This is a genomic window from Winogradskyella echinorum (genome assembly GCF_014297365.1).
Taxonomy (GTDB): Bacteria; Bacteroidota; Bacteroidia; order Flavobacteriales; family Flavobacteriaceae; genus Winogradskyella; species Winogradskyella echinorum.
The window spans coordinates 404,161-428,550 of sequence record NZ_JACOQD010000001.1 but is presented as its reverse complement, the minus strand read 5'-3'; the positions used below and the strand labels follow the sequence as shown (position 1 = coordinate 428,550).

25 protein-coding genes are annotated in these 24,390 nt (G+C 32.5%); 16 read left to right on the top strand and 9 right to left on the bottom strand.

Translation table 11 applies throughout. The annotated features are described in order from the left end of the window. The first annotated feature begins 151 nt into the window (after positions 1-151). The 6 genes from H8K90_RS01935 to nqrF all read left to right on the top strand — a co-directional run bounded on the left by H8K90_RS01935 (position 152) and on the right by nqrF (position 6,270). Positions 152-1,501, top strand: coding sequence for a Na(+)-translocating NADH-quinone reductase subunit A (locus tag H8K90_RS01935; protein ID WP_186844255.1), 1,350 nt, complete (start codon positions 152-154; stop codon positions 1,499-1,501). Then, complete coding sequence (locus tag H8K90_RS01930; protein ID WP_186844254.1) at positions 1,501-2,727, top strand: NADH:ubiquinone reductase (Na(+)-transporting) subunit B; 1,227 nt, start codon at positions 1,501-1,503, stop codon at positions 2,725-2,727. Before H8K90_RS01935 ends, H8K90_RS01930 begins: the two co-directional genes overlap by 1 nt. A gap of 2 nt (positions 2,728-2,729) precedes the next feature. After that, positions 2,730-3,479 carry a Na(+)-translocating NADH-quinone reductase subunit C gene (locus tag H8K90_RS01925; protein ID WP_186844253.1) on the top strand — a complete coding sequence of 250 codons (750 nt, stop codon included), beginning with the start codon at positions 2,730-2,732 and terminating at the stop codon, positions 3,477-3,479. Between the two features lie 3 nt (positions 3,480-3,482). Continuing rightward, positions 3,483-4,115: an NADH:ubiquinone reductase (Na(+)-transporting) subunit D gene (locus tag H8K90_RS01920; RefSeq protein WP_186844252.1), complete on the top strand. Its 633-nt coding sequence runs from the start codon at positions 3,483-3,485 to the stop codon at positions 4,113-4,115. 73 nt (positions 4,116-4,188) lie between these two features. Continuing rightward, positions 4,189-4,944, top strand: coding sequence for an NADH:ubiquinone reductase (Na(+)-transporting) subunit E (gene nqrE / locus H8K90_RS01915; protein WP_186844251.1), 756 nt, complete (start codon positions 4,189-4,191; stop codon positions 4,942-4,944). A gap of 12 nt (positions 4,945-4,956) precedes the next feature. Continuing rightward, positions 4,957-6,270, top strand: coding sequence for an NADH:ubiquinone reductase (Na(+)-transporting) subunit F (gene nqrF / locus H8K90_RS01910; protein ID WP_186845239.1), 1,314 nt, complete (start codon positions 4,957-4,959; stop codon positions 6,268-6,270). Positions 6,271-6,403: 133 nt separating this feature from the next. Here the strand turns inward: nqrF and H8K90_RS01905 are convergent, their stop codons facing one another. Continuing rightward, positions 6,404-6,784 (bottom strand): cupin domain-containing protein, encoded by a 381-nt coding sequence (locus H8K90_RS01905; RefSeq protein ID WP_186844250.1) that lies wholly within the window; start codon positions 6,782-6,784, stop codon positions 6,404-6,406. Positions 6,785-6,787: 3 nt separating this feature from the next. Further along, positions 6,788-9,943 carry a S41 family peptidase gene (locus H8K90_RS01900; protein WP_186844249.1) on the bottom strand — a complete coding sequence of 1,052 codons (3,156 nt, stop codon included), beginning with the start codon at positions 9,941-9,943 and terminating at the stop codon, positions 6,788-6,790. A gap of 149 nt (positions 9,944-10,092) precedes the next feature. Between H8K90_RS01900 and H8K90_RS01895 the strand changes: the two genes are divergently transcribed. The 3 genes from H8K90_RS01895 to H8K90_RS01885 are packed head-to-tail and all read left to right on the top strand — an operon-like array spanning position 10,093 to position 12,337. Continuing rightward, on the top strand, positions 10,093-10,959 hold the full coding sequence (locus H8K90_RS01895; RefSeq protein WP_186844248.1) for a DUF4846 domain-containing protein: 867 nt from the start codon (positions 10,093-10,095) through the stop codon (positions 10,957-10,959). Positions 10,960-10,980: 21 nt separating this feature from the next. Next, positions 10,981-11,358 carry a Na(+)-translocating NADH-quinone reductase subunit F gene (locus tag H8K90_RS01890; RefSeq protein ID WP_186844247.1) on the top strand — a complete coding sequence of 126 codons (378 nt, stop codon included), beginning with the start codon at positions 10,981-10,983 and terminating at the stop codon, positions 11,356-11,358. Between the two features lies 1 nt (position 11,359). Then, positions 11,360-12,337 (top strand): FAD:protein FMN transferase, encoded by a 978-nt coding sequence (locus tag H8K90_RS01885; protein ID WP_186844246.1) that lies wholly within the window; start codon positions 11,360-11,362, stop codon positions 12,335-12,337. Positions 12,338-12,437: 100 nt separating this feature from the next. Here H8K90_RS01885 and H8K90_RS01880 read toward each other — a convergent pair whose 3' ends face one another. The 5 genes from H8K90_RS01880 to gpmI form a co-directional block, all read right to left on the bottom strand. Next, positions 12,438-13,202 carry a class I SAM-dependent methyltransferase gene (locus H8K90_RS01880; protein ID WP_186844245.1) on the bottom strand — a complete coding sequence of 255 codons (765 nt, stop codon included), beginning with the start codon at positions 13,200-13,202 and terminating at the stop codon, positions 12,438-12,440. Positions 13,203-13,238: 36 nt separating this feature from the next. Beyond that, the gene (locus H8K90_RS01875) at positions 13,239-13,619 is read right to left on the bottom strand and encodes a GxxExxY protein (RefSeq protein ID WP_186844244.1); all 381 of its coding nucleotides are present in this window, start codon (positions 13,617-13,619) and stop codon (positions 13,239-13,241) included. Positions 13,620-13,687: 68 nt separating this feature from the next. Beyond that, entirely contained in the window at positions 13,688-14,506 is an 819-nt protein-coding gene (map, locus tag H8K90_RS01870) for a type I methionyl aminopeptidase (RefSeq protein WP_186844243.1), read from the bottom strand. Between the two features lie 20 nt (positions 14,507-14,526). After that, positions 14,527-14,925 (bottom strand): BT0820 family HAD-type phosphatase, encoded by a 399-nt coding sequence (locus H8K90_RS01865; RefSeq protein WP_186844242.1) that lies wholly within the window; start codon positions 14,923-14,925, stop codon positions 14,527-14,529. A 42-nt stretch (positions 14,926-14,967) separates the two neighbouring features. Further along, positions 14,968-16,485, bottom strand: a complete 1,518-nt coding sequence (gpmI, locus tag H8K90_RS01860) for a 2,3-bisphosphoglycerate-independent phosphoglycerate mutase (RefSeq protein WP_186844241.1) — start codon at positions 16,483-16,485, stop codon at positions 14,968-14,970. A 263-nt stretch (positions 16,486-16,748) separates the two neighbouring features. On the opposite strand from gpmI, the gene H8K90_RS01855 reads away from it, so the two are divergent. Further along, entirely contained in the window at positions 16,749-17,144 is a 396-nt protein-coding gene (locus H8K90_RS01855) for an ankyrin repeat domain-containing protein (protein WP_186844240.1), read from the top strand. Positions 17,145-17,186: 42 nt separating this feature from the next. On the opposite strand, the gene H8K90_RS01850 is transcribed toward H8K90_RS01855, so the two are convergent. Further along, positions 17,187-17,960 carry a M48 family metalloprotease gene (locus tag H8K90_RS01850; protein WP_186844239.1) on the bottom strand — a complete coding sequence of 258 codons (774 nt, stop codon included), beginning with the start codon at positions 17,958-17,960 and terminating at the stop codon, positions 17,187-17,189. 152 nt (positions 17,961-18,112) lie between these two features. On the opposite strand from H8K90_RS01850, the gene H8K90_RS01845 reads away from it, so the two are divergent. Then, the gene (locus H8K90_RS01845; RefSeq protein WP_186844238.1) at positions 18,113-18,538 is read left to right on the top strand and encodes a GNAT family N-acetyltransferase; all 426 of its coding nucleotides are present in this window, start codon (positions 18,113-18,115) and stop codon (positions 18,536-18,538) included. Position 18,539: 1 nt separating this feature from the next. Here H8K90_RS01845 and pepE read toward each other — a convergent pair whose 3' ends face one another. Next, positions 18,540-19,247, bottom strand: coding sequence for a dipeptidase PepE (pepE, locus tag H8K90_RS01840; RefSeq protein WP_186844237.1), 708 nt, complete (start codon positions 19,245-19,247; stop codon positions 18,540-18,542). Positions 19,248-19,377: 130 nt separating this feature from the next. Here pepE and H8K90_RS01835 point away from each other — a divergent pair, with 130 nt between their 5' ends. The 5 genes from H8K90_RS01835 (at position 19,378) to H8K90_RS01815 (ending at position 24,368) form a co-directional block, all read left to right on the top strand. Then, complete coding sequence (locus H8K90_RS01835; RefSeq protein WP_186844236.1) at positions 19,378-20,196, top strand: carboxypeptidase-like regulatory domain-containing protein; 819 nt, start codon at positions 19,378-19,380, stop codon at positions 20,194-20,196. Next, complete coding sequence (locus H8K90_RS01830; RefSeq protein WP_186844235.1) at positions 20,183-20,980, top strand: peptidase associated/transthyretin-like domain-containing protein; 798 nt, start codon at positions 20,183-20,185, stop codon at positions 20,978-20,980. The genes H8K90_RS01835 and H8K90_RS01830 overlap by 14 nt, the downstream gene beginning before the upstream one ends. 48 nt (positions 20,981-21,028) lie before the next feature. Then, on the top strand, positions 21,029-21,535 hold the full coding sequence (locus H8K90_RS01825) for a DUF6702 family protein (RefSeq protein ID WP_186844234.1): 507 nt from the start codon (positions 21,029-21,031) through the stop codon (positions 21,533-21,535). A 150-nt stretch (positions 21,536-21,685) separates the two neighbouring features. After that, positions 21,686-23,983 carry a M1 family metallopeptidase gene (locus H8K90_RS01820; RefSeq protein WP_186844233.1) on the top strand — a complete coding sequence of 766 codons (2,298 nt, stop codon included), beginning with the start codon at positions 21,686-21,688 and terminating at the stop codon, positions 23,981-23,983. Positions 23,984-24,077: 94 nt separating this feature from the next. Next, positions 24,078-24,368 carry a Sec-independent protein translocase subunit TatA/TatB gene (locus H8K90_RS01815; protein ID WP_186844232.1) on the top strand — a complete coding sequence of 97 codons (291 nt, stop codon included), beginning with the start codon at positions 24,078-24,080 and terminating at the stop codon, positions 24,366-24,368. The last annotated feature ends 22 nt before the right edge of the window (positions 24,369-24,390 follow it).

Genomic DNA, 24,390 nt, shown 5'->3' with positions numbered 1-24,390 from the left:
TAGTGCATAAAGATAATCAAAATCTGTGCCTTAAAGCAATTGGTTATTTATAATCATTATAAATAAAAAATGTTGACTTTAATTTGAAAATATAATTGGTCATTAATTCGTAAATTTGCACGGATTTTTAGATAACTAATCTTTAATACATATGTCAAAAGACATCAGAATTAAAAAGGGTTTAGATATAAAGCTCGTCGGAGAAGCCGAAAAAGCTACGGAAAATGCTATTGTTAGTAATTTCTATTCTATAAGACCCGAAGATTTCCACAGTATTATCCCAAAACTTGTTGCAAAAGAAGGTGCGCGTGTAAAAGCGGGTGAAACTTTGTTTTACAATAAAGATAATGAAGCAATGAAGTTTGTTTCTCCAGTTTCTGGTGAAGTAACTGAAGTGCAGCGTGGACCTAGACGTCGTATCGACGCAATTAAAATAACTGCAGATAAAGAGCAAGCACATGTAGATCATGGAAAGTTTGATCTATCATCTGACGCAGAGAAAGTAAAGGCACATTTACTAGCATCTGGTTGTTGGGCATTTATTAAACAACGTCCTTATGATGTTGTTGCAAATTCAGATAAATCGCCAAAAGCTATTTTTGTATCTGGTTATGCAAGTGCACCTTTAGCAGCTGATTTAGATTATACACTAGCTGGTAAAGAAGCAGAGTTGCAAGCAGCTGTTACTGCATTGTCTAAATTAACGGACGGAGGAGTACATGTTTCTGTTGGAAGTTATAATTCTCCATTGGCTAAGCTAGATAACACAACCACTTATAATGTTTCTGGGCCACACCCTTCAGGTAATGTTGGTACTTTAATTAACAAAGTGAGTCCTGTAAACAAAGGAGAAGTTGTGTGGACGGTTAATGCACAAGACTTAGTAATTATAGGAGAACTATTATTAACAGGTAAGTTTAATGCCGAGCGTATTGTTGCCCTTGCTGGTTCTTCAGTAAAAAAACCACGTTATTTTAAAACGTTGATTGGTGCTGAAGTTTCAACTATGGTTTACGATAATGGTGTAGAACAAAATGGAAATGATCGTATTATCTCTGGAAATGTCCTTACAGGAAAGCATGTTCAACCAGATGGTTTTTTAGATTATTATAGTAACGTTATTACTGTAATTCCTGAAGGTGATGACTATGAATTTTTTGGATGGAACAAACCAGTTTTTAATAAGATTTCTACTTCTAGAGCTTTAACTTTTTCTTGGTTAAGCCCAAAAAAGAAATACGATTTAAATACAAATACAAATGGTGAACACCGTGCATTTGTAACTACAGGAACTTACGAAGAAGTATTTCCTTTAGATATATATCCTATGCAAATTCTAAAAGCTTGTATGTATCAAGATTTAGATGAAATGGAAGCTTTAGGTATGTACGAAGTTGCACCAGAGGATTTTGCATTGACAGAATTTGTTTGTGTGTCTAAACAACCACATCAAAAAATTATAAGAGAAGGATTAGACTTAATGCTTAAAGAGATAGGATAATGGGTTTAAAACAAAATTTACACAATTTTAGACAAAAGAATAAGGATAAAAAATGGTTGCCAGCATTTTCGGCAATACATACATTTTTATTTTTGCCTAATGAGACCACACATAATGGTACTCATATAAAAGTTGCTGATGATTTAAAGCGTACAATGAACACTGTTATAATGGCAATGATTCCTTGTTTAATCTTTGGTATGTTCAACGCAGGTTATCAACACCACTTGGCTTTTGGTGAAATAACGCAAGCTACAGGCGGTTTCTTTAGTTCAGAATTTTGGACATTAGATAACTTTTCTGTTGGATTTTGGAAGGTGATTCCATTAGTAATAGTGTCTTACGTGGTTGGTTTAGCTATTGAAATACTATTTGCTATAAAAAATAGCCATGAAGTTGAAGAAGGTTATTTGGTTACAGGTATGTTAGTACCGCTTATTGTTCCAATTGATACACCTTTATGGATGTTAGCTGTTGCGGTTGCTTTTGGAGTTGTAATTGGTAAAGAGGTATTTGGAGGAACAGGAATGAATATTCTTAATCCAGCATTAACTATTCGTGCATTTTTATTCTTTGCCTATCCAACATGGATGTCTGGTGATAAAGTATGGGTACACGGAGCAGTTGAACAAGATCAACTAATTGCAGCAGGTCAAAATGTAGACGCCATTTCTGGTGAAACAATCTTAGGAAGCTTAGCACAAAATAAAGAAGCGGGTTACGAAATCATGGATATGTTTTATGGTTTAATTCCTGGTTCAGTGGGTGAAACTTCAACACTATTAATTTTATTAGGTGGTTTATTCTTAATCTTCACTAAAATTGGTAGTTGGAGGATAATGTTATCATCTGTAATAGGTGCTTTAGTTATGGGCTTAATCTTTAACGGTGTAGTTAGCTCTGGATGGATTACAGAATCGAGTAAGTTTTACGGATTAATGAGTACAGAATTTTGGCATCATTTACTAATTGGTGGTTTTGCTTTTGGTACTGTATTTATGGCTACAGATCCTGTAACAGCGTCGCAAACAAATAAGGGCAAATGGATATATGGTTTCTTAGTAGGGTTTATTTCTATTATGATTCGTGTATTTAATCCTGCATATCCAGAAGGTGTAATGTTAGCAATTCTATTAATGAATGTATTTGCGCCAACAATTGACCATTATGTGGTACAAGGAAATGTAAAGAAAAGAATGAAACGTGTAAAAGCTAAAGTTGCGTAATCATGGAACAAAGAACAGATAAAAATTCATATACTATAATTTTTGCCATTGGTATGGTGTTAATTGTGGGTGCTTTACTAGCGTTTTTAGCATCATCTTTAAAACCGATGATTACTGAAAATGAGCGTTTAGAGAAACAACAGAATATCCTATATGCAATGGGAGTGAATGCAAATGAAGGTACAAGTGCAAATTTTGTTTCTACTGAAGACGCACCTAAACTTTTTGGGGACTACATTAAAAAACAATTAGTTGTAGAAGGAAAGACGGCAACAGAAGATGACCAGGCATATTTAATAGATGTAAAGAAAGAACAAGCAAAAGCTAAGAATGGCGAAACAAGACGTTTGCCCTTATTTGTTGGCGAGAAAGATGGAAAAACATTTTATATCGCACCAATTAGAGGTAAAGGACTTTGGGATGCTATTTGGGGTTATGTTGCTTTGGATAAAAATATGGTTGTACAAGGAGCTTATTTTGACCATAAAGGTGAAACACCAGGTTTAGGTGCAAACATTAAGCAACGCTATTTTATGGACGACTTTATTGGTGAGCATTTATTGTCAGAAGGAGGTGCTTTTAAGGGTATCACTGTGGCTAAAGGAAATGCGGATCCAAAGAACGAAGATAAAACAGATAATGAAGTGGATGCAATTGCGGGTGCTACGATAACAGGAGATGGTGTTACAGCAATGATTAAAAAAGATTTAAAATTGTATTTACCTTACTTTCAAACTTTAAAAGGAAACTAAGACATGGGAAAAGACAGTAGATTAATATTAGACCCATTAGCAGATAACAATCCAATTACAATTCAGGTATTAGGTATTTGTTCTGCTTTAGCTATTACAGCAGAGTTAGAAGCATCAATAGTGATGTCTATCTCAGTATTGTTTGTACTTGGTGTTGGTAATGTTGTTATTTCTTTAATGCGAAATATCATTCCTTCAAAAATTAGAATTATTGTGCAGCTTATTGTTGTGGCAACATTAGTAATTATTGTGGATTTGGTACTAAAAGCCTTTGCCTACGAACTCAGTAAAACATTATCCGTATTCGTTGGATTAATTATAACAAACTGTATCATTATGGGACGTTTTGAGGCTTTTGCTTTAGGTAATAGCCCATGGAGATCATTTTTAGATGGTATTGGTAATGCTTTAGGATATGGTGTAATACTTATTATAGTAGGATTCTTTAGAGAATTACTAGGTTCTGGTACTTTACTAGGTTTTCCTGTATTAGGTGATCCTATTGAAAAAACAGGATTATATGCTTTAGGATATGAGAATAACGGATTTATGTTATTATCACCTATGGCACTTATTGTTGTAGGAATCATTATTTGGATACAACGTACAAAGAATAAAGCTTTAATAGAAGATTAAAATTTGGTTGCAAGTTGCTAATTGTTAGCAAATAAGCTGACAATAAACAACAAACAACAAACAACTAAAATATATGGAACATTTAGAATTATTTTTTAAATCAATATTTATAGATAATATGGTATTTGCAACATTCTTAGGAATGTGTTCTTACCTTGCTGTATCTAAAAAAGTATCTACTGCCGTTGGTCTTGGTGCTGCTGTAATATTTGTTTTAGCAATTACAGTACCTTTAAACTGGTTGTTAGATCAGTACATTTTACAACCTGGTGCTTTATCATGGTTAGGTGAAGAATATGCAGGCTATGACTTAAGCTTCTTATCATTCATTATGTTTATTGCAACTATTGCAACTATGGTACAATTAGTTGAAATAATAGTTGAAAAATTTTCACCATCGCTCTATAACTCTTTAGGTATATTTTTACCTCTAATTGCTGTAAACTGTGCCATTTTGGGTGGGTCGTTATTTATGCAATCTAGAGAAATTGAAACTTTAGGCTTAGCCTTAAACTACGGAATTGGTTCTGGTATAGGATGGTTCTTAGCGATTTTAGCCATTGCTGCTATTCGTGAAAAAATTAGATATAGTAATGTACCACCAGCTTTAAGAGGATTAGGTATTACATTTATTATTACGGGCTTAATGGCAATCGGATTTATGAGTTTTGGAGGAATGCTAACTGGAGGAGATGAAGAAGGAGAGCCAACGTCTGAGCCTACTACTGTTAACCAAGTAATAAAGGAAGACATTAAAAAAGAAGAAACTGAAAATAAAACAGTGGGTGCTGAGCGTAGTCTAAGCATAGCTGATAATACAAACAAGTAATTGATTAGTATGATGATATTAGCCGCAAGTACAATCGGAACTATAGTAGCAACAGTAGCAGCCTTTTTATTGGTAACGCTTTTGTTGGTATCTCTTTTATTATTTGTAAAACAGAAACTGTCGCCATCTGGTCCAGTAAAGATTAAGATAAATGGTGAAAAAGAAATTGAAGTAGCCTCTGGTGGGACCTTATTAACAACCTTAGGTGCACAAAAAATATTCTTACCATCTGCTTGTGGTGGAGGTGGAACTTGTATTCAATGTGAGTGTCACGTATTGTCTGGTGGTGGTGAAGCTTTACCTACCGAAACTCCTCATTTTTCTAGAAAAGAATTAGAGCATGGTGCACGTTTGTCGTGCCAAGTAAAAGTGAAGCAGGATATGGAAATTACCATTCCTGAAGAAGTTTTTGGTATTAAGAAATGGGAAGCAACAGTAGTGTCTAACTATAATGTAGCAACATTTATTAAGGAATTTGTAGTTGAAATTCCTGAAGATATGAACTATAAAGCTGGTGGATATATACAAATTGAAATACCTGAATGTGAAGTAAAGTATTCTGATATGGATATTACAGCACATCCTGAAGATCATCCAGGTGAACCAAATAAATTTGAAGCTGATTGGGATAAGTTTAACTTAAGACCATTGGTGATGAAGAATACAGAGCTCGTAGAGCGTGCGTATTCTATGGCTTCTTATCCTGCAGAAGGAAGACGAATTATGTTAAATGTACGTGTTGCAACTCCTCCTTTTGATCGTGCCAAAGGTGGCTGGATGGATGTTAATCCTGGTATCGCTTCATCTTATATATTTAATCAAAAGGTTGGTGATAAAGTAACTATTTCTGGACCTTATGGTGAGTTTTTTATCAATGAATCTGACTCAGAAATGTTATATGTTGGTGGTGGTGCTGGTATGGCTCCGATGCGCTCGCATTTGTACCAACTGTTCAGAACATTAAAAACAGGTCGTAAAGTAACATATTGGTATGGAGGACGTTCTAGAGCAGAATTATTCTATATACATTACTTTAGAGCCTTAGAAAAGGATTTCCCGAACTTTAAATTCTACTTGGCATTATCAGAACCATTAGAAAGTGATAATTGGAAAATTAAAAAAGATATTAATGACGAAGAAGGTGATGGTTTTGTAGGTTTTATACATAATTGTGTAATAGAAAACTATTTAAATCATCACGAAGCACCAGAAGATATAGAATTATACTTCTGTGGGCCTCCATTAATGAACCAAGCTGTTCAGAAAATGGGTGAGGATTTCGGTATCCCAGATGAGCATATTAGATTTGATGACTTTGGTGGTTAATCGCTAAGCGATATTTGGCAAATGATTTGTCATTGCGAGCTGTCAGGCTGAGCGTAGTCGAAGTCAAAGTGTGGCAATCTCTTAGTCGAAAATCAAAACATATTAAAACCAGTACTTAAAAAGTGCTGGTTTTTTATTTATACTCCATAATTAAAAAAACAGCAGTTGTTTCTCCAATATTTAAAACTTCATGCGATGTAACCTTATCATTGCTAAATCCATAACCAGTTGGCACATCGACCTCTCTGGTTCCTGTAGTATCTGTAATTTTAAATTTACCACCTGCAATTGTGTAACCATAGTGTGGATTATGGTAATGTTTCTCGTGCCCAACACCTGGTTCGAAAGTACATTTAAGGACTCTTAATTCTTTGTTGTCTTCTAATACTTCGCAAACGGATTGGCCTTTCCAGCCAGCTTCAAGAGGATCTGGAAGCTTATTGCTTTTTTCACAACTAAACAAAATGGAGCAAAATAGTAAAAAAGCACAGACACTTTTGAAGAATTTAATCATAGATTATTGCTTTAAACTATTCATTATTTCTTCAATAGCTTTATCTAATTGTGGTTGGTTGCCTGTTAGCCTGTCCTTAAAGTCTTCTTTTATATAAATGTCTGGTTTAACACCTGTAAACTCTAAATTGTCTCCACTCAAGGTATAGCAGCCCCAAGATGGTAAGCGATAGAAAGAACCATCAACTAAACCTGCACCAGAAGTGAAAATAATCCAACGGTAAGTTTCTGTACCAATTACTTTACCTAAACCTAGTTCTTTAAACCCAGCTGAGGTGACTTCTGCATCACTAAGCGTTTGCTCATTAACAAGTATAATAATTGGTTTTGCTGCTGGACCAAAATTTGGTTGTGGTGCCAATTTACCTTCTCTATATTTCCATTTAGAATACGGTTTTTGAGATAAAAATTGTAAAACGGCATCATGCACATTACCACCTGTATTATTTCTTAAATCTAATATTAAGGCATCTTTTTTATAAGTTTCAGAAACCATTTCTCTCATAAAATTATTGAGTTCTCCACCACCCATGTTTTTCATGTGTATATAGGCAATTGTGTTATTGCTTTTATTATCTACATAAGACTGATTTGTTGCAACCCATTCATCATACAATAAACCTCTTAAAGCTCCAGAAGATGTAGGGTGAATGTTAACTGTAATGTCTTTACCATTTCTATTAAAGATTAATTGCATTTCTCTATCAATAGATGGTTCAGAGAAATAAGATTCTCTATTTGTATTGTTATTTACTTTTTGTCCGTTAACGTGAGTTAGAATATCACCAACTTTTATATCTTTTCCTGTTACATCGGATGGGCTTTTAGAAACTACACGTTTTACTTTATATGGATTGTCTTTAGAAAAAACAATTCCTATTGCAGATGTTCGACTACCATAATAAGTAGAATCTTCATTTCCGAAGGAGTTAAAGCCAAAATGAGATGTATTTAGCTCACCTAACATGTCATTAAAAAGTTGTCTTAATTGAGAACGTTTGGTTAAGTAGGGTAAAAATTTAGCATACTTGTCTCTTAGTTTTTGCCAGTCTTCTCCATGAAATTTTTCATCATAGAAATTAGATTCAAAACCAGCCCAAGCCTCATGGAACATTTGATTGAATTCACTAACTAAATTTTTTCGAAACGTTGCTTCTGTTTCAATTTTAGTTAATTTATTATTTGATAAATTCATGCTATTAATTGAACCATTAATCATAGCATAATGCTTTCCTTTTGCACTTACTAATTGACCAGATCTAGCAGGTTTTTTATCTACTATTTCTGTTTTGTTGTTCTCAAATGGTTTTATTATGGTTCTCCATAGATTTCGATTTCCTTCATCATGATTTGAGATATAATACACATAGGTTGTTTCATCATCTGTAATTAAATAGGTATTATTTTGCGACCCAAAACCTGGACTAATACGTTCTATACGATCCATTAACTCTTCTTTATTAATAATTACAGAAATGGTTGCTTCTGACTTTTCATCTTTCTTTTCTGCTTTATCTTTATCCTTTTTGTCTTCTTTTTCATCTTCTTTAAAAAGGTCGTTAAACTTGTCCGTCTTAAAAGGAGCATCATATTTGTCTAAAGCCATTCTATAAATATGGGTGTTACCATTTCCTCTAGGGAAATTTGGCTGTGTTAAATTAGACTCAAAGTAAATATACTTGCCATCCGAAGACCAAGTAGGGTTCCCTTCACTAACACCTGTATTTGTTAGATTAATGATTTCTTTTGATGGGATGTGATAAGTGAAAATATCTAATTCAAAATTGCGGTAAGCATTATAGAGAATATAATTATTGTCTGGTGAAAATTGAGGTGTTGGTGGATACAAAGCCCAAAATTCATCTTTAACTATTGTAGTGCTTTTTAGAGTACTTAAATCTAATAATCTAAGCTCATCTCTTCCACTTATATATGCCGCATTTTTCATTTTATGATCTAAGACAATATTTACATTATTACGAGCTTCAGAAGTATGGCGTTTTTCTTGTCCTTTTCCATCAGCAGCGATAGAAAATAAATTTGTATATCCTGAAGCTGTTTGGTTGTAAAGTAGTGTACGATTATCCTTTAACCACTTTACCTCAATAACACGCTCGTTAGGATTAGTGTTTAGCTTTTTAATAAATTCTCCTTTAATGTCTGACACAAATAATTCGCCACGTGAAACAAATGCTATTTTTTTATTGTCTGATGAGACATCAAAATAGCTGATGTTATTTTTTGTTTTAAAGTCTTGAGATTTATAAAGTGTATTGTTTTGATTAATTATTACGTTGAGTTTCTTAGTTTTATTACTTGCTACATCATATAAAAAGATTTGATAATCATTGGTGAAAACCACCTTATTGCCTTGACTGCTAACTTGAGGCCAACCTATTGAACTTTTAAAATTGGTTAGTGCTGTTTTTTTATCATCTACAAAGGTGTAAAGATTATACTCGCCATTGGCTTGGTCTGATGCAAAAAATAGTTTACCCATACCATCTATTGTTGCCCACATGTCTTTACCATTATAGCTGGTATATTCTTTATAAGTTTTAGTGGATGGATTGTAAGATTTAATATCTGGATTATAATCTCCTTTATAGCGTTTGCGATGTGTAAAGTTTTTACTCTCCCAACTTTCGTTAAAGAAGATTTCCCCAGTCTTTGGATGACTTACTACATTATGGACATTATTAAAATAGTGTTCAAATAATCTAGTAGGAGTATTACCATTAATAGCTACTTTATAACCACTAAAACGATTATAACGGGATGATGTAAAAAAAATGTTTTTAGAATCCCAAGACCAGCTATCTACATCATCAGAAGCATCATGAAACGTGAGCTGTTTAATATCTCCACCATTAATTGGCATTACATAAACATCTTTGTTGCCGTATTGTGTTGCGGTAAAGGCAAGCCATTTTCCATCAGGTGAGATACGAGGTAATGTTTCTTCTCCTCTCATGGCTGTTAAGCGTAATGCTTCTCCACCAGTAGATGAAACCTTCCATAGGTCTCCATCATAACTAAAAACAATTGTTTGTCCATCTGGAGATAATGTTGGATCAGAAGTAAAGTAAGCTTCTTGTGCTTTAACTGTACTATTTGATAATAATAGACTAATAATTAGTAAGAGATAATTTAGCTTCATGATGAAAGAGTATTATGGTTTTGTAATATAGATATGTTCTTAAAAAGTAAGTATCTAAAGTTTTATAAATAAAATGATTATAGTCACTAAAGTTACACAATTTTGATTCTTTTTATAAGAAAATCAATATGTAATGCGTTTACATAAATATGAAGAAAAGATTACTTATTTTATTACTATGCTCTGTACTTATACTTTTAGCGTTTCAATTAAAACCAATAAAAAGGGTAGTAGAAACGACTGTTGCAGTAATAGAAACCCCAAGCTTAATTAATAAAGATAGTTTAACAATACAATCTAGAGTTAATGTTCCGGTTGGTTACAAACGTGCAGATTACTCAAAAGGAAGTTTTGAGGAGTATTTAAGAAATTATAAGTTGAAACCTTTTGGAAGCAAAATCATAAACTATGACAATTCTGAATATTTTTGGCAAGGAGGACATATAGGGATTTTAGAGATACCTGTGCCTAAAAATGGTTTACAACAATGTGCAGATGCTCTAATTAGAATACGTAGCGAATATCTTTGGGATAATAATAGAAAGGATGAAATAGGATTTAAATTTACTTCTGGGCACTATTGCTCTTGGACAAAATATGCTGAAGGTTACAGACCAAAAATTAAAGGCAATAAAGTAACGTTTCATAAAACCGCTATTGCTAATGCTTCTAAAGATAATTTTTATAAATACCTCAATTTAATCTACATGTATTCTGGTACATTGTCTTTATTTAATGAGTTAAAATCTATTAAAGCTAAAGATTTAAAAATTGGTGATATGCTAATAAAAGGAGGTTCACCTGGACATATTGTAATGATTGCAGATGAAATTGTAAATGACAATGGTGAAAAATTATTTTTATTGTTTCAAGGAAATACACCAGCACAAAGTGTTCACTTAGTAAAGAATCTTGAGGATGCTTCCATATCTCCTTGGTATCAATTAGAAGATGATGCCGTAATTCCAGTTTCAAATTACACTTTCAGTAGTGCCAAATTTGTGCGTTTTAAATAAGCTTCTTTGTATCTTTGCATAATGAGTAAACCATTATCACCTCAAGAAATCCATAACCTTGCCATGAACCATGTTGGCAAAGACTTGGAAGCTCGTGGTTTTGAATTTGTTGCTATTAATAGTACGTTAAAGCGCCACCCTCAATTTGTATGTATTGATAAAAATAATCAATATTTTTTTGTAGTGGTTAGAGCAGTTATCCTTCCAGAGAATCCTAATAATTATGATGTCGTATGGATGGAAACTTTTAAAAAACATGCGTATGAAAAAGATGCCAAAGTATTATATGCTGGTGTTGGTGTTGGTAATCCTAATGGTGAAGATTTACCCATTTATTTAAATGAAGACTATCTTATTGAGTATAATGGTATCCAGGTCATAGAAATGAATTTGAATTGATATGAAGAAGTCAGTAGTTTTTGTAATTTTTATTGCGCTATTTTCATGTAAGCAAGAGCCCAAAAACATAAAACTTTCGGGTCCAATATTTGGTACGGGATATAATATTCAATATTATTCAGAGGATAATACTAACTACCAAAAACAATTTGATAGTCTATTTAATGTTGTCAATCAGTCGCTTTCGACCTACCTTCCAGAGTCAGATATTTCTAAACTAAATAGAAATGAAATCACCAAAGTAGATGAGCATTTTAAAAATGTTTTTAAAGCTTCTAAAATTATCTACAGACAAACAGAAGGAGTGTTTGACCCAACAATTGGTAACGTGGTAAATGCATGGAATTTTGGGGCTGAGAAAAATAAATTTCTTACAGATAGTACAACTATAGATAGTTTAATGCGATATGTTGGATTTAATAGAGTTGGTCTTGTAGATGGTGATATCCAAAAAAACAAAGCATCTTATTTAGAATTTAATGCAATTGCCAAAGGCTATGGTATCGATGTTATAGCTAACTATTTACAATCTAAAGGGATTGATAATTATTTGGTAGATATAGGTGGAGATATGCGTGTTGCAGGCATAAATTTAGAAAGTAAAAAAGGTTGGACCGTAGGTATTGATGATCCAAATTTTGATGGTACACAATCTTACTCTAAAGTAGTAACATTAAAAGATGAAGCATTAGCCACATCTGGAACGTATAGAAAGTTTAAAACAGATGATAATGGTAATCGTTACGCACATATTATAAATACTAAAACGGGTTACCCTTCCAAAACTAATATTCTAAGTGTTTCTGTAATCGCTGAGGATTGTATGACAGCAGATGGTTTTGCAACAGCATTTCAAGCTATGGGCATTAAAAAGGTGGAAGAATTCTTAGAAAGACATCAGGAATTAAAAGTTTATTTTATCTATGAAGATGATAATAAGACACTTAAGACTTTAACACTAAATAATTTCCCAGAATAGTGATTTTTTGTGTGACCTATGCTAAAGTTTAGGGTCTTATAATTGCTATTAATCAATATTCAAAAAAAGTTGGGCCTTGTTCGTTTTGGTTCAGCTTTTTTTATTTGAATACTACTGGAATTATTTCGCCTTTTGCTAGTCTAAATTTATCTACATCATCCGTAGTTAATTGGGAGGTATAATCTACTTCTTCAACTTTAAAACCTATTGAACGAAGTTTATCAAAATAGTCAAGTCCATAAACCCTAACGTGGTCGTACTGACCAAAAATTTTGGCGCGTTCTGCTTTGTCAGTTATAGAATTATCTTCAAAAGTTTCGGCTCGAGTTAAATCTTGTGGGATTTGAAATATACCATAACCACCTGGCTTCATTACTCTATACAATTCTTGCATTGCCTTTGTATCATCTGGTATATGTTCTAAGACATGATTGCATAGAATGACATCGTAACTATTATCCTCAAAAGGCAAGTCGCAAATATCAGCCTTAACATCTGCAATTGGAGATAATAAATCCGTAGTGGTATAATCTAAATTTTTAAGTTTTCTAAAACGTTTTAAAAAACACTGCTCTGGTGCGAAGTGAAGTAGTTTTTTTTCGGCCGTAAAGAAGTCTGTTTCGTTTTTAAGATATAGCCATAATAATCTATGGCGTTCTAAAGAAAGGGTAGAAGGTGAGAGAATGTTTTCGCGCTGCTTTACATAGCCATAAGACAGGAAAGATCTAAAACTTTTACCATCTATTGGATCAGTATATTTATTTCCTTTCAAAAAGAATGCAAGAATAGGACGTATGAGATAACTAAGCCTAATTAATAAAGGTCTTGGTATTATATTTAGAATTAGTTTGAAAAGTTTTTTCAAGTTTTTTAAGTTGTTTCACAGAGAATTCACAAAGATTCACTGAGGTGCATTAATAAATCTTTTAATTCCGTTTTTTAAAAGCTTAGTATTAAAGTTTAATAGTAAACCTAATGGATAATTTCCTAGTTTCATATAAGTCAAAATTTGAGCAGTATGGACATCAGTAAAACGCTCAGCAGTTTTTAATTCAAGCACTATTTTGTTTTCGACAAGCAGATCTATTCTATAACCATGATCTAATTTTATATCTTTATAAACAATAGGCACCGAAACTTCTCTTTTAACACAATAGCCTATAGATTTTAGCTCATAAAGTAAACATTCCTGATATGCAGATTCTAGCAAGCCAGGACCAAGTGCTTTGTGCACTTCAATAGCAGATCCAATAATATTTTCTGTAATCTTATCGTAAATCATTTTTTAAATTGAAACTAAAAACGCTCTGTGGATCTCTGTGAAAACTTTGAGGGTCTCTGCGTAATAACTTAAAGCACTAGAGCTTCCTTACGAAAAGCATTCTCCTCATCAGATACAATCCCTAAAGCTTCATGCACATAAGCAAAGGTTGAAAGAATCTCTGGTTTACCGTCTACTATTGCAACATCATGCTCAAAATGCACACTTGGTTTTCCATCTTGAGTTACAATGGTCCAACCATCTTTTAATTGTTTCACTTTATGCGTTCCCATGTTTATCATCGGCTCAATGGCAACAACCATACCTTCAATAAACTTTTTACCTCTTCCGCGTCTTCCGTAGTTCGGCATTTCTGGGTCTTCGTGCATTTTACGTCCTAAGCCATGTCCTACTAGCTCTCTTACAACACCATAACCTTCTTTTTCACAGTATTGTTGAATTGCATAACCTACATCTCCAACTCTATTTCCTAGTTTTAATTCTTTGATACCTACATAAAGAGACTCTTTAGTAATCTGAATTAGTTTTTTAGTCTCTTCAGCTACATTGCCAATTTCAAAAGTATAAGCATGATCTCCGTAGAAACCATTCATAAACGAACCGCAATCTATTGAGACAATGTCTCCATCTTTTAATGGGATATCTGTTGGTAATCCATGTACAACGGCTTCATTTACACTACACAATAATGTTGAAGGGCAGTCGTAAAGTCCTTTAAAACCTGGCAAAGCTCCATGATCTCTAATAAACTCTTCAGCAATAGTATCTAAATGATTTGTTGTTACACCTTCTTTAACCTCTTTTGCCAACATACCTAAAGTTTTAGATACAATAAGAGCACTTTGGCGCATCAATTCAATTTCTTCTAATGTCTTTACAATAATCATTTTTTAATTATTTATACGAATTAAAATTGCCACCATTTTTTCTGAGTACTTTTTATATCTGGTGTTTCATTGGTAATAAGTTGGTAAACTTCTCCCCAACCTAGAATACCTCCAATATTTCGATCATCTATAAATATGTCTGCATGGATTTTACGGCTTCTTGTATAGTCGAATTTTTCTTCCGGAAAACTTGCATTAACAGCATAAAATTCGATGCCGTTTTCTTTACAAAAATCTACAGCTTCTTGCAGTTTAGAGCCACTTCGGTAGGTCCATAAAATTAATCTATGGCCATCTTGTTGTAATCGTTTTAAGGTTTCAAAAGCAAAAATACGTGTTTTACCTATTTTTGGGTACCCATCTTCTACAATCGTACCATCGAAATCTACTGCTATTATTAATCTATCTTGAAAATTCATGCTATTAATCAATTCTGAGGCAAAGGTACAATATTAAGCGTTTTATACAAGACTGTGTTGTGTCATTGCTTTTGGCTGAGGGATACCAATTAACTTTAAAATTGTAGGTGCAATATCCCCTAAAATTCCGTCTTTTATTTCTTTTAAATCTTTGTCTATTAAAATTATAGGAACGGGATTTGTTGTGTGCGCAGTATTTGGCGTGCCATCTGGATTTATCATAGTTTCACAATTACCATGATCTGCAATTAAAATTGTAGTATAATCATTTTCTAAAGCTGTTGTAACAACAGCTTTAACACATTGATCTACAGCCTCACATGCTTTTATAGCAGCTTCCATAACACCAGTATGCCCAACCATATCTCCATTAGCAAAATTTAAGCAAACAAAATCAACATCTCCTTTTTCTAACTCTGGAATTAAAGCATCTTTTAGTTCGTAAGCGCTCATTTCTGGTTTTAAATCGTATGTAGCTACTTTTGGTGAGTTTCTAAGAATACGTGTTTCTCCATTAAAAGGAGCTTCTTGCCCGCCAGAAAAGAAAAACGTAACATGAGGATATTTTTCAGTTTCGGCAATACGTATTTGTTTCTTATTATGTTTCTCTAAAACCTCTCCCAAAGTTTCCTTTAAATTATCTTTATTGAAAACGACATTGATACCTTTAAAGTTTTCATCATAATTTGTTAGAGTCACATAGTGAAGATTTAACTTATGCATATTATACTCATGAAAATCTGTTTGAGATAAAGCTTCAGTTAATTGACGACCACGATCAGTTCTAAAATTAAAAAATATAACAACATCATCATCTTTTATAGTTGCTACAGGATTATCGTTATTGTCTGTTACAATTAGAGGTTTTATAAACTCATCTGTAATGCCTTCTTCATATTTGTAGTTAATTGTTTTTAAAACGTTTTGAGTTTTTTCACCTTCACCATTTACTAATGCGTCATATGCTAGTTTAACACGCTCCCAACGTTTATCTCTATCCATAGCATAATATCTGCCAGTTACAGATGCTAATTTTCCTGATGTTTTGTTAAGGTGTTCTTCTAGTGCAGAAATAAATCCGTAACCAGATTTTGGGTCAACATCTCTGCCATCCGTAAATGCATGTACAAAAACATTATTTAAACCAAAATCATTAGTTGCATTTAGTAAACCAAATAGGTGATTGATATGAGAATGTACACCGCCATCACTTACCAAACCTAATAGGTGAACATTTTTATTATTGGTTTTGGCATATTCAAAAGCGTCTCTTAAAACCTGTTCCTCTTGGAGTGTTTTGTTTTTTACAGCTAAATTAATTTTCACCAAGTCTTGATAAACTATACGACCTGCGCCTAAATTCATGTGTCCAACTTCACTATTTCCCATTTGCCCCTCTGGTAACCCAACATGGAGTCCATCTGTTCTTAAACTAGCACTTGGGTAATTAGTGTATAGAGAATCTATAAATGGAGTGTTGGCATTGTCTATAGCAGAAACTTTAGGGTCGGGTGATTTTCCCCAACCGTCTAAAATCATTAAAATAACTTTTTTGTTCATTTCTAAATTTTTAGAATTTCAAAGATAACATATACAGCTCTATGACAAATCTATAGGATAAAAAAATTTAAGACATTATCGCTATTTTAAACTTATGTAACCAATTGATAAAGTAGGTCTTATGTTTTGTGAAAGTGTTAACATATTTGTTTTCAAAGCGTTAAAAAAATGTTATATAACTTTTTTTAGTGTAACACTTTAAAAGATATGTCGTCTATTTAGTATATCAAAAAACAAATCAATTAAATTAAAAATCTTTCATCATGAAAAAATCGGTAGTAGTATTAGCCTTAGCATTGAGCTTTTCAATTAGTAATTTAAATGCATCAAACGAAATTTTTACTTCTAATGAAAAAGAAGCAATTGTTAAAACAGTAGAGGTAAGTCCTTTATGTAAAGCTGTTGCAACAGGAAATCTTGAAGAAGTAAATAAGCTTATTAAAGCAGGTGCAGATGTTAATGCCAAATCTAATGGCATGATGCCAATACATTATGCAGCAAAATACAATCGTGTAGAAATTATAAAAGCTTTAATTACGGCAGGCTCTGAAGTCCACAAAACATGTGACTTAGGTTATACAGCTCTTGGTCATGCAAAAAAATCGAAGGCTAAAGATGCAGAACAATTTTTAAAGCGATTTAAAAAGAAAACTGTCTAGGAGTAGACAATTATTTGAGTTAGTTAGTTAGAAAAAGCGTCCTTAGGACGCTTTTTTGTTTCTATAATTTCTAATAGCTTCTTTTATTTTCTCAATTCTATTTTCAGGATCTGGATGAGAACTTTGAAACTCAGGAACTCGATTGGGACCTGCAGCAGCTTTTAAAATTTCCATTACACCAATCATTTCTTCTGGATTGTAACCTGCATCTAACATAAATTTAACTCCAAGTTCGTCACTTTCTAATTCATCACCACGACCATTCTTTAAAAGTGATCCATTGCCAATTTGTTGTGCAACTCCACCCATATCAATAGCAGAACTTCCCATTGCTAAAGTTTTCCAAAAGTTAGCGTTTGTAATACGCTCATTAGAATGCTTACCAAGTACATGACCAATTTCATGGCCGAGAACTCCTGCAAGTTGATCTTCATTTTCAAGTCTAGCAAATAATGCTTGGGTTATAAATATTTGACCGCCAGGTAATGCAAAAGCATTAATTGTGTTTTCGTCTGCTAACAAATGAAATTCATATTTATAAGGTGTTTGTTTAGCAATACTGTTATTTATAAGTTTATTGCCAACATTATCTACAAAAGCTTGATATTCTGTGTTTGGGTGTAAGCCACCATGCTGTTGTGCCATACCAGGTGCACTTTGCAGACCAATGGCTATCTCCTCTTGTGGTGATAATGATATTGCCTGTTTTTTTCCTGTATAAGGATTAACCTCTTCTTGGCTGCACTTTCTTAAAAACGCAAATGCAGCTATAGCTACAAATATTAATATACGGACTTTAAAATTACCTCTTCTCATAATGAATGTATTAATGGCTTCAATTTACAAAAGTTTGACACAAAATATATTGAAAAGTCATTGGTTTTAATCAAAAGATTCTCATTTTTTTAAAATTTATCGTTATGAAGAACAGTTTAAAAGATTTACTTTTATTACTTTAAATACTAAGTATGAATTATCAAATTCAAATTATTTCAAATGATGATTTAGATCAAATTATCCCTTTACTTTACGTGCTCAATGAAGGTAAAGTAAGCACAGAATTACTTAAATCGCGTTTTAATGAAATGAAAATTCAAAACTACGAATGTGCCGTTATATATGATGGTGATGATTTAGTTGGCGTTTCTGGTATGTGGTTCTGCACAAGGCATTACATGGGTAAATCTGTAGAATTAGACCATGTCTATATTAAACCAGAATACAGAGGAAATGGTCTAGGTAAGCAATTTATGGCTTGGATATATAATTATGTAATTGGTAAAGGTTGTAATTCTGTAGAATTAAATACTTACGTACATAATTATCCTTCGCATAAATTTTATTATAATGAGGGATTTGAGATTTTAGGATATCACTTTCTTAAGAAATTATAGTCTACTTTAAAAAACCTAAGTCAGAATTGGTTTCTATTTCATAAGGAGATTTATTGTATTCAAAAATTCTAGCATCTAAAGTTCCTTTTAATGTGAGCGTATCGTTTTTAAAATCTATCCAACTTCCTTCACGCAATCCAATTACAGGCTGAGTATTATATGCATGAAATTCTTTAATACGTGTTTCTCTAGTTTCTCCCATATGTGTACTACCTTCAATCGGGTCTAAATAATGAGGGTTTATATTAAAAGGCACCAAACCCAAAGTTTTAAAACTTGGAGGATAAACTATTGGCATATCGTTAGTGGTATTCATTGTTAAACCACAAATGTTGCTTCCAGCACTTGTGCCTAAATAGGGAATACCATCATTAATTGCATCTTTTATAGAAGATAATACATCATTTTTATACAATTGAGAAACTAAAACAAAGGTGTTACCTCCACCAACAAATATACCTTGGGCATTTAAGATAGCTTCTTTTGGATTTTTATATTCGTGTATACCTTTTACTGTTTTGCCTATCTTGCTAAATGCTTTAGATGCAACTGAAGTGTAATCATCATGAGAAATACCACCAGGCCTTGCGTAAGGAATAAAAAGGATTTCGTTAGCGGATTTAAAATGAAGTTTTAATTCATCTAAAAGATACTCTAAATAACCACTTCCGTGAATAGTAGATGTACTAGCAATTATTATCGATTTCAAATTTTAGAGTTTTAATTATATCTAATTACAAAGAAAGCCAAACTTTTTTAAACTTATATTTTATCATTTAACAAAGATTTCTATGAATATTAAATAATATATCCGAAATTTATTACAAGAATTAAAAAGCATGAAAAAAATAGTACTCGCAATATTTAGTCTCTTTACATTATTGGCTTTTGGTCAAGATGATAATAGAATTTCTGTTGATGGAAGAATCGTAGTCTCCACGGATGATAGAGAAGGTGTAACAGTCTATAACACGTCCTCAAATAAAGGTACAACGACAGATGAAAATGGAGAATTCGTTATAAAAGTTGCAGTTAATGATATTATAGAGTTTGGGGCACTACAGTTTAAAGATTTTAGTGTTACAATTACAGAAGATATAATTAAATCTAAACGATTAACGGTTATATTGGTAGAAGAGGTAAACAAATTAGATGAAGTTGTATTATTACCATTTGGACTAACAGGAAACTTAAATGCTGATTTAGAAAATGTAAGAACTTATAACGTAAGTTTAGACGCCATATATTTTGGTCTAGATCATATTGAAGATTTTGAGTTTACCGCAGATTATAAATCTAAGATAGATAATCCTTCTTTTGATGATTATCACCCAAGAGTAGATAATATGATTAATATTGTAAACCTTGCCGGATTTTTAGTCAGTCAGGTTGTAGATCTAGATAAAGATAAATCAGCTATCAATGCAGAAAAAGAAATAAAGAAAACACCTTTTAAAGAAGCTTTAGATAACTATAGCATTAATTATATACATTCAAATTTTAAAATTCCATTAGACAAAGTTGAAGCATTTACAGATTATGTAGAAGAACAAGGTGTTGATGATAAATTGTTAGAAAAAGATAAAGAAATGCAGTTTTTAGAGCGTATTACACAGTTGAGCAAATCTTTCTTAAAATTGCAGAGTGAAAAAGATTAATGCCATTTCTCTACTCATTGCTGTAGCGATGACTTTTGTTGTAAATGCCCAACGTAAAGACCTAAAAGGTCAGGTCATTGCAGATGATGAGGTAGAAGGTCTACATATACAAAACAGAACAGCAGCAAAATATACGATATCTAACGAAGATGGAAGTTTTGTGATTCCTGCAAAAGCTACGGATACATTGATTATTTCTGGTGTAAAATACCAAACCCAAGAGTTAGTAATTACCCAATCTAATTTTGATTTAGGAAACTTTAGTGTTGTGCTTATAGAAAATTTAAATGAGTTAGATGAAGTGCGAGTCGGCAAAATATTAACAGGAAGCCTAGAATCTGATCTCGAAAACTCAGACGCCAAAACCGAAATCAATTTTTATGATTTAGGAATTCCAGGTTATAAAGGGAAGCCACTTACTCAAAATGAACGTAAACTTCATGATGCAGACGCTGGTCCAATGGGTTATATTGGTTTAGGTGCAGGAGTTAATTTGCATAAACTTTTAAATAAAATTAGTGGCAGAACAAAAAAATTAAAAGCAATTGTTGCATTAGATAACGAGGAGAAGTGCATTTCAAGATTAAGAAGAGAATATGAAAAGACCATTTTTAGAACAGATACTTTAGCGGAAAATTTAAAAAATGAATACTTCTATTTTTGCCAAGAAGATGAAGGTTTTAAGGCATTATGTGAAGAAAATAATGATCTAAAAGCTATAGAGTTTTTGCAGAGAAAGTTAAAAGCCTATAATAAAAATAGAGAATCCGTAACTAAAGATTAACTTTGGAATACTTTTTGGATTAAACGCTAAAATATTCGTAGAAGATACATGAGAGCTTTATACACAATACTTACTTTTATATTACTTACTCTATTTACAGCTACCACTAATAAACATGAGTATTATGTTAGTGTAACAGAAATACAGTATTCAGAAGAAGAAAAATCGCTTCAAATAATTAGTCAAATTTTTATTGATGATTTTGAAAAACTATTACGAGAGCGTTATGACGAACACATAGTTCTATCACCAGATAATAATAAGGAACTTATTGAGAAATACATGAAGCGTTATATTGCTGATAAGCTAAAAATTATGGTAAATTCTGAATCTGTAAATTTTAAGTTCATAGGAAAGGAATATAAAGAGGATATTACCTATTGTTATCTAGAAATTGAAAACATTTCTAATATACAATCAATAGAGGTTAAAAATACACTTCTATTCGACGTTCTACCAGAACAACAAAACATTGTACGGCTAAAACTTTTAGATAAAAATAGAAGTTTTTTATTACTTCCAGACAATGATAAATGCATGTTAAACTTTAATTAAAAATATGTTAAAGACATCTTAATTAGTTATTTTAGGCATCATTTTTTAATATCAATAATTCAATTTAAACATCTTTGCTAGCTATTAATGGTTTTATTCTATAAAGCAAGATGTTTTTAAGACCTTTTTAAAACAATAATAAATTAACTCATGAAAATTTTTAAGTATTTCTTATTCGCTTTGCTATTTATTTCTGCAAGCTCATTTGCTCAAAACGAAGAAAAGCAAGAGCGTAAACCTGGTCACACTAACCAAAACAAATTCAAGCAATTGTATGATGAATTTGCAACGCCAAATATGTTTAGAACTGGTTCTGGTGCTCCTGGTCCTGCATATTACCAACAACAAGCAGATTACAAAATGGATATAGAAATCGATGATGAAAATGCAAGATTGTTTGGTAACGAAACCATTACTTATACCAATAACTCACCAGATGAACTAACATACCTATGGGTGCAGTTAGATCAAAACATGCGTGCTGAAGATTCTAAAACTCCGCTAATTAGTGGATCAGGAATTTCACCTGCAACTTCATCTTCTAGAGCAGTTAGTTCTTATTTAAAAGAACCCTTAGACAGAGGTTTTAATATAGAGCATGTAAGAGATGTTAATGGTAAAGATTTACCATACATGATTAACCGTACTATGATGCGTGTTGAATTACCAAAGGCGATGAAAACAGGCGATAAATTTTCATTTAAAATAAAATGGAATTATAACATCAATAACCACGTTACAGAAGGTGGTCGTTCTGGTTATGAGTATTTTGAAGAAAACGATAATAAAATATATGTTATAGCTCAGTTTTACCCTCGTATGGCTGTTTATAATGACGTCGAAGGATGGCAAAACTCTCAGTTTTGGGGACGAGATGAGTTCGCTTTACCATTTGGAGATTTTGATGTAAATATTACAGTGCCAGCCGATCATATTTTAGATGGTACAGGATATTTAACAAATAGAGAAGAGGTTTTTACAAAAGAGATGATGAAGCGTTACAAGCAAGCTAAAAAATCTTACGATAAACCAGTTATGATTGTTACACAAGCTGAGGCTGAAAAAACAGAAAAGACTAAAAGTAAAAAGAAAAAAACATGGAAACTATCTGCTCAGATGGTACGTGATTTTGGTTTTGCAACGTCTCGTAAATTTCTTTGGGATATGATGGCTGTAAAAATTGGCGATAAAGATGTTATGGCAGTTTCTATGTATTCTAAAGAAGGAAACCCATTATGGGAACAATGGTCTACTAAAGCAGTAGCGAGTACATTAAAATCGTATTCTCGTATGACGTTTGATTATCCTTATCATAAAGCAATCTCTGTACACGCACCAATGGGCATGGAATATCCTATGATTTGCTATAACTTTGGTCGTCCAGATAAAGATGGTAATTATTCAGATAGAACTAAATATGGGATGATTAGTGTTATCATTCATGAGGTAGGACATAATTTCTTTCCAATGATTGTAAATAGTGATGAGCGTCAATGGACTTGGATGGATGAAGGTTTAAATACATTTGTTCAATATGTAGCAGAACAAGACTTTGGTGAGTGGTATCCAAAAGCACTTTCAAAAGGACATGATAAGTATCCTTCTCGCAGAGGACCTGCTAAAAACATAGTAAGGTATATGGGAGGTAATCAAGATTTTATTGCTCCTATAATGACAAAAGGATTAAACACCTATCAGTTTGGTAGTAATGCCTATAGTAAACCTGCAACAGGTTTAAATATACTAAGAGAAACTATTATGGGTCGCGATCTTTTTGACTACTCTTTTAGAGAATATGCTAATCGTTGGATGTTTAAACACCCAACACCAGAAGATTTTTTCCGTACAATGGAAGATGCATCTGCCGTTGATTTAGATTGGTTCTGGAGAGGATGGTTTTACACTACGGATTATACAGATATAGGTATCAAAGAAGTGAAGAAATTTGCAGTAACTAATACTCCTAATGAAAATGGGAAAAAATTAGCAGAACGCTATAATAGAGATCCAAATAGCCTAGTGTATTTTATTGAAGAAGGTGAAGAAGGTTATGATGATGCATCAAAAAATAATGCATCCATTGAAGATTTGCCAACAGTAAAAGAATACATAATGGATAATTTTACAGCAGAAGAGAGAAAGACAATGAAAAAATCGCCTAAATATTTTTATCAAGTAACTTTTGATAAACCAGGTGGATTGGTAATGCCTCTTATTGTAGAATATACATATGAAGATGGTACTAAAGAAAAAATTACATATCCAGCACAAGTGTGGAGACTTAATGATAAAGAGGTAAGCAAGGCTATTGCTAGTGATAAAAAAATCGTTTCTATTATGGTAGACCCAGATTTAGAAACGGCAGATGTAGATACATCTAATAATTCTTGGCCTAGTGAGGTTAAAGAAAGTGATTTCAATAAATTTAAGAATAAAGTAAAAAATTAAATAGTATAGATTATATTTTTAAGCCGACTTTAACGAGTCGGCTTTTTTATTTTAATTAGTGGTTTTATTCATAAAGTCACTATATATTTGCAAAGTGATACAGCTAGCAACAATATTATTTATCGGAGGTACCGAAATTGTGTTTATACTATTTATTGTAGTATTGGTTTTTGGTGCAGATAAACTACCTGAAGTAGCAAGAGGCCTTGGAAAAGGTATGCGACAATTAAAAGATGCTACCAATGATATTAAACACGAAGTTACTAAAAGTGCAAAAGAAAGTAATATCATAGATACAGAGGCAGCTAAAGATATTCAGCAAGAAATAAATTCAATAAAAGACGACCTCGAAGATTTTACAGGATCTGTAAAAAGAAAGATGTAATTTTTATATCATCAATATTTAA

Excerpts from the sequence above, each read along its gene's own strand:
- H8K90_RS01935 (WP_186844255.1), top strand. The coding sequence starts at position 152 with ATGTCAAAAGACATCAGAATTAAAAAGGGTTTAGATATAAAGCTCGTC.
- H8K90_RS01930 (WP_186844254.1), top strand. The coding sequence starts at position 1,501 with ATGGGTTTAAAACAAAATTTACACAATTTTAGACAAAAGAATAAGGAT.
- H8K90_RS01925 (WP_186844253.1), top strand. The coding sequence starts at position 2,730 with ATGGAACAAAGAACAGATAAAAATTCATATACTATAATTTTTGCCATT.
- H8K90_RS01920 (WP_186844252.1), top strand. The coding sequence starts at position 3,483 with ATGGGAAAAGACAGTAGATTAATATTAGACCCATTAGCAGATAACAAT.
- nqrE (WP_186844251.1), top strand. The coding sequence starts at position 4,189 with ATGGAACATTTAGAATTATTTTTTAAATCAATATTTATAGATAATATG.
- nqrF (WP_186845239.1), top strand. The coding sequence starts at position 4,957 with ATGATATTAGCCGCAAGTACAATCGGAACTATAGTAGCAACAGTAGCA.
- H8K90_RS01905 (WP_186844250.1), bottom strand. The coding sequence starts at position 6,784 with ATGATTAAATTCTTCAAAAGTGTCTGTGCTTTTTTACTATTTTGCTCC.
- H8K90_RS01900 (WP_186844249.1), bottom strand. The coding sequence starts at position 9,943 with ATGAAGCTAAATTATCTCTTACTAATTATTAGTCTATTATTATCAAAT.
- H8K90_RS01895 (WP_186844248.1), top strand. The coding sequence starts at position 10,093 with ATGAAGAAAAGATTACTTATTTTATTACTATGCTCTGTACTTATACTT.
- H8K90_RS01890 (WP_186844247.1), top strand. The coding sequence starts at position 10,981 with ATGAGTAAACCATTATCACCTCAAGAAATCCATAACCTTGCCATGAAC.
- H8K90_RS01885 (WP_186844246.1), top strand. The coding sequence starts at position 11,360 with ATGAAGAAGTCAGTAGTTTTTGTAATTTTTATTGCGCTATTTTCATGT.
- H8K90_RS01875 (WP_186844244.1), bottom strand. The coding sequence starts at position 13,619 with ATGATTTACGATAAGATTACAGAAAATATTATTGGATCTGCTATTGAA.
- map (WP_186844243.1), bottom strand. The coding sequence starts at position 14,506 with ATGATTATTGTAAAGACATTAGAAGAAATTGAATTGATGCGCCAAAGT.
- H8K90_RS01865 (WP_186844242.1), bottom strand. The coding sequence starts at position 14,925 with ATGAATTTTCAAGATAGATTAATAATAGCAGTAGATTTCGATGGTACG.
- gpmI (WP_186844241.1), bottom strand. The coding sequence starts at position 16,485 with ATGAACAAAAAAGTTATTTTAATGATTTTAGACGGTTGGGGAAAATCA.
- H8K90_RS01855 (WP_186844240.1), top strand. The coding sequence starts at position 16,749 with ATGAAAAAATCGGTAGTAGTATTAGCCTTAGCATTGAGCTTTTCAATT.
- H8K90_RS01850 (WP_186844239.1), bottom strand. The coding sequence starts at position 17,960 with ATGAGAAGAGGTAATTTTAAAGTCCGTATATTAATATTTGTAGCTATA.
- H8K90_RS01845 (WP_186844238.1), top strand. The coding sequence starts at position 18,113 with ATGAATTATCAAATTCAAATTATTTCAAATGATGATTTAGATCAAATT.
- H8K90_RS01835 (WP_186844236.1), top strand. The coding sequence starts at position 19,378 with ATGAAAAAAATAGTACTCGCAATATTTAGTCTCTTTACATTATTGGCT.
- H8K90_RS01825 (WP_186844234.1), top strand. The coding sequence starts at position 21,029 with ATGAGAGCTTTATACACAATACTTACTTTTATATTACTTACTCTATTT.
- H8K90_RS01820 (WP_186844233.1), top strand. The coding sequence starts at position 21,686 with ATGAAAATTTTTAAGTATTTCTTATTCGCTTTGCTATTTATTTCTGCA.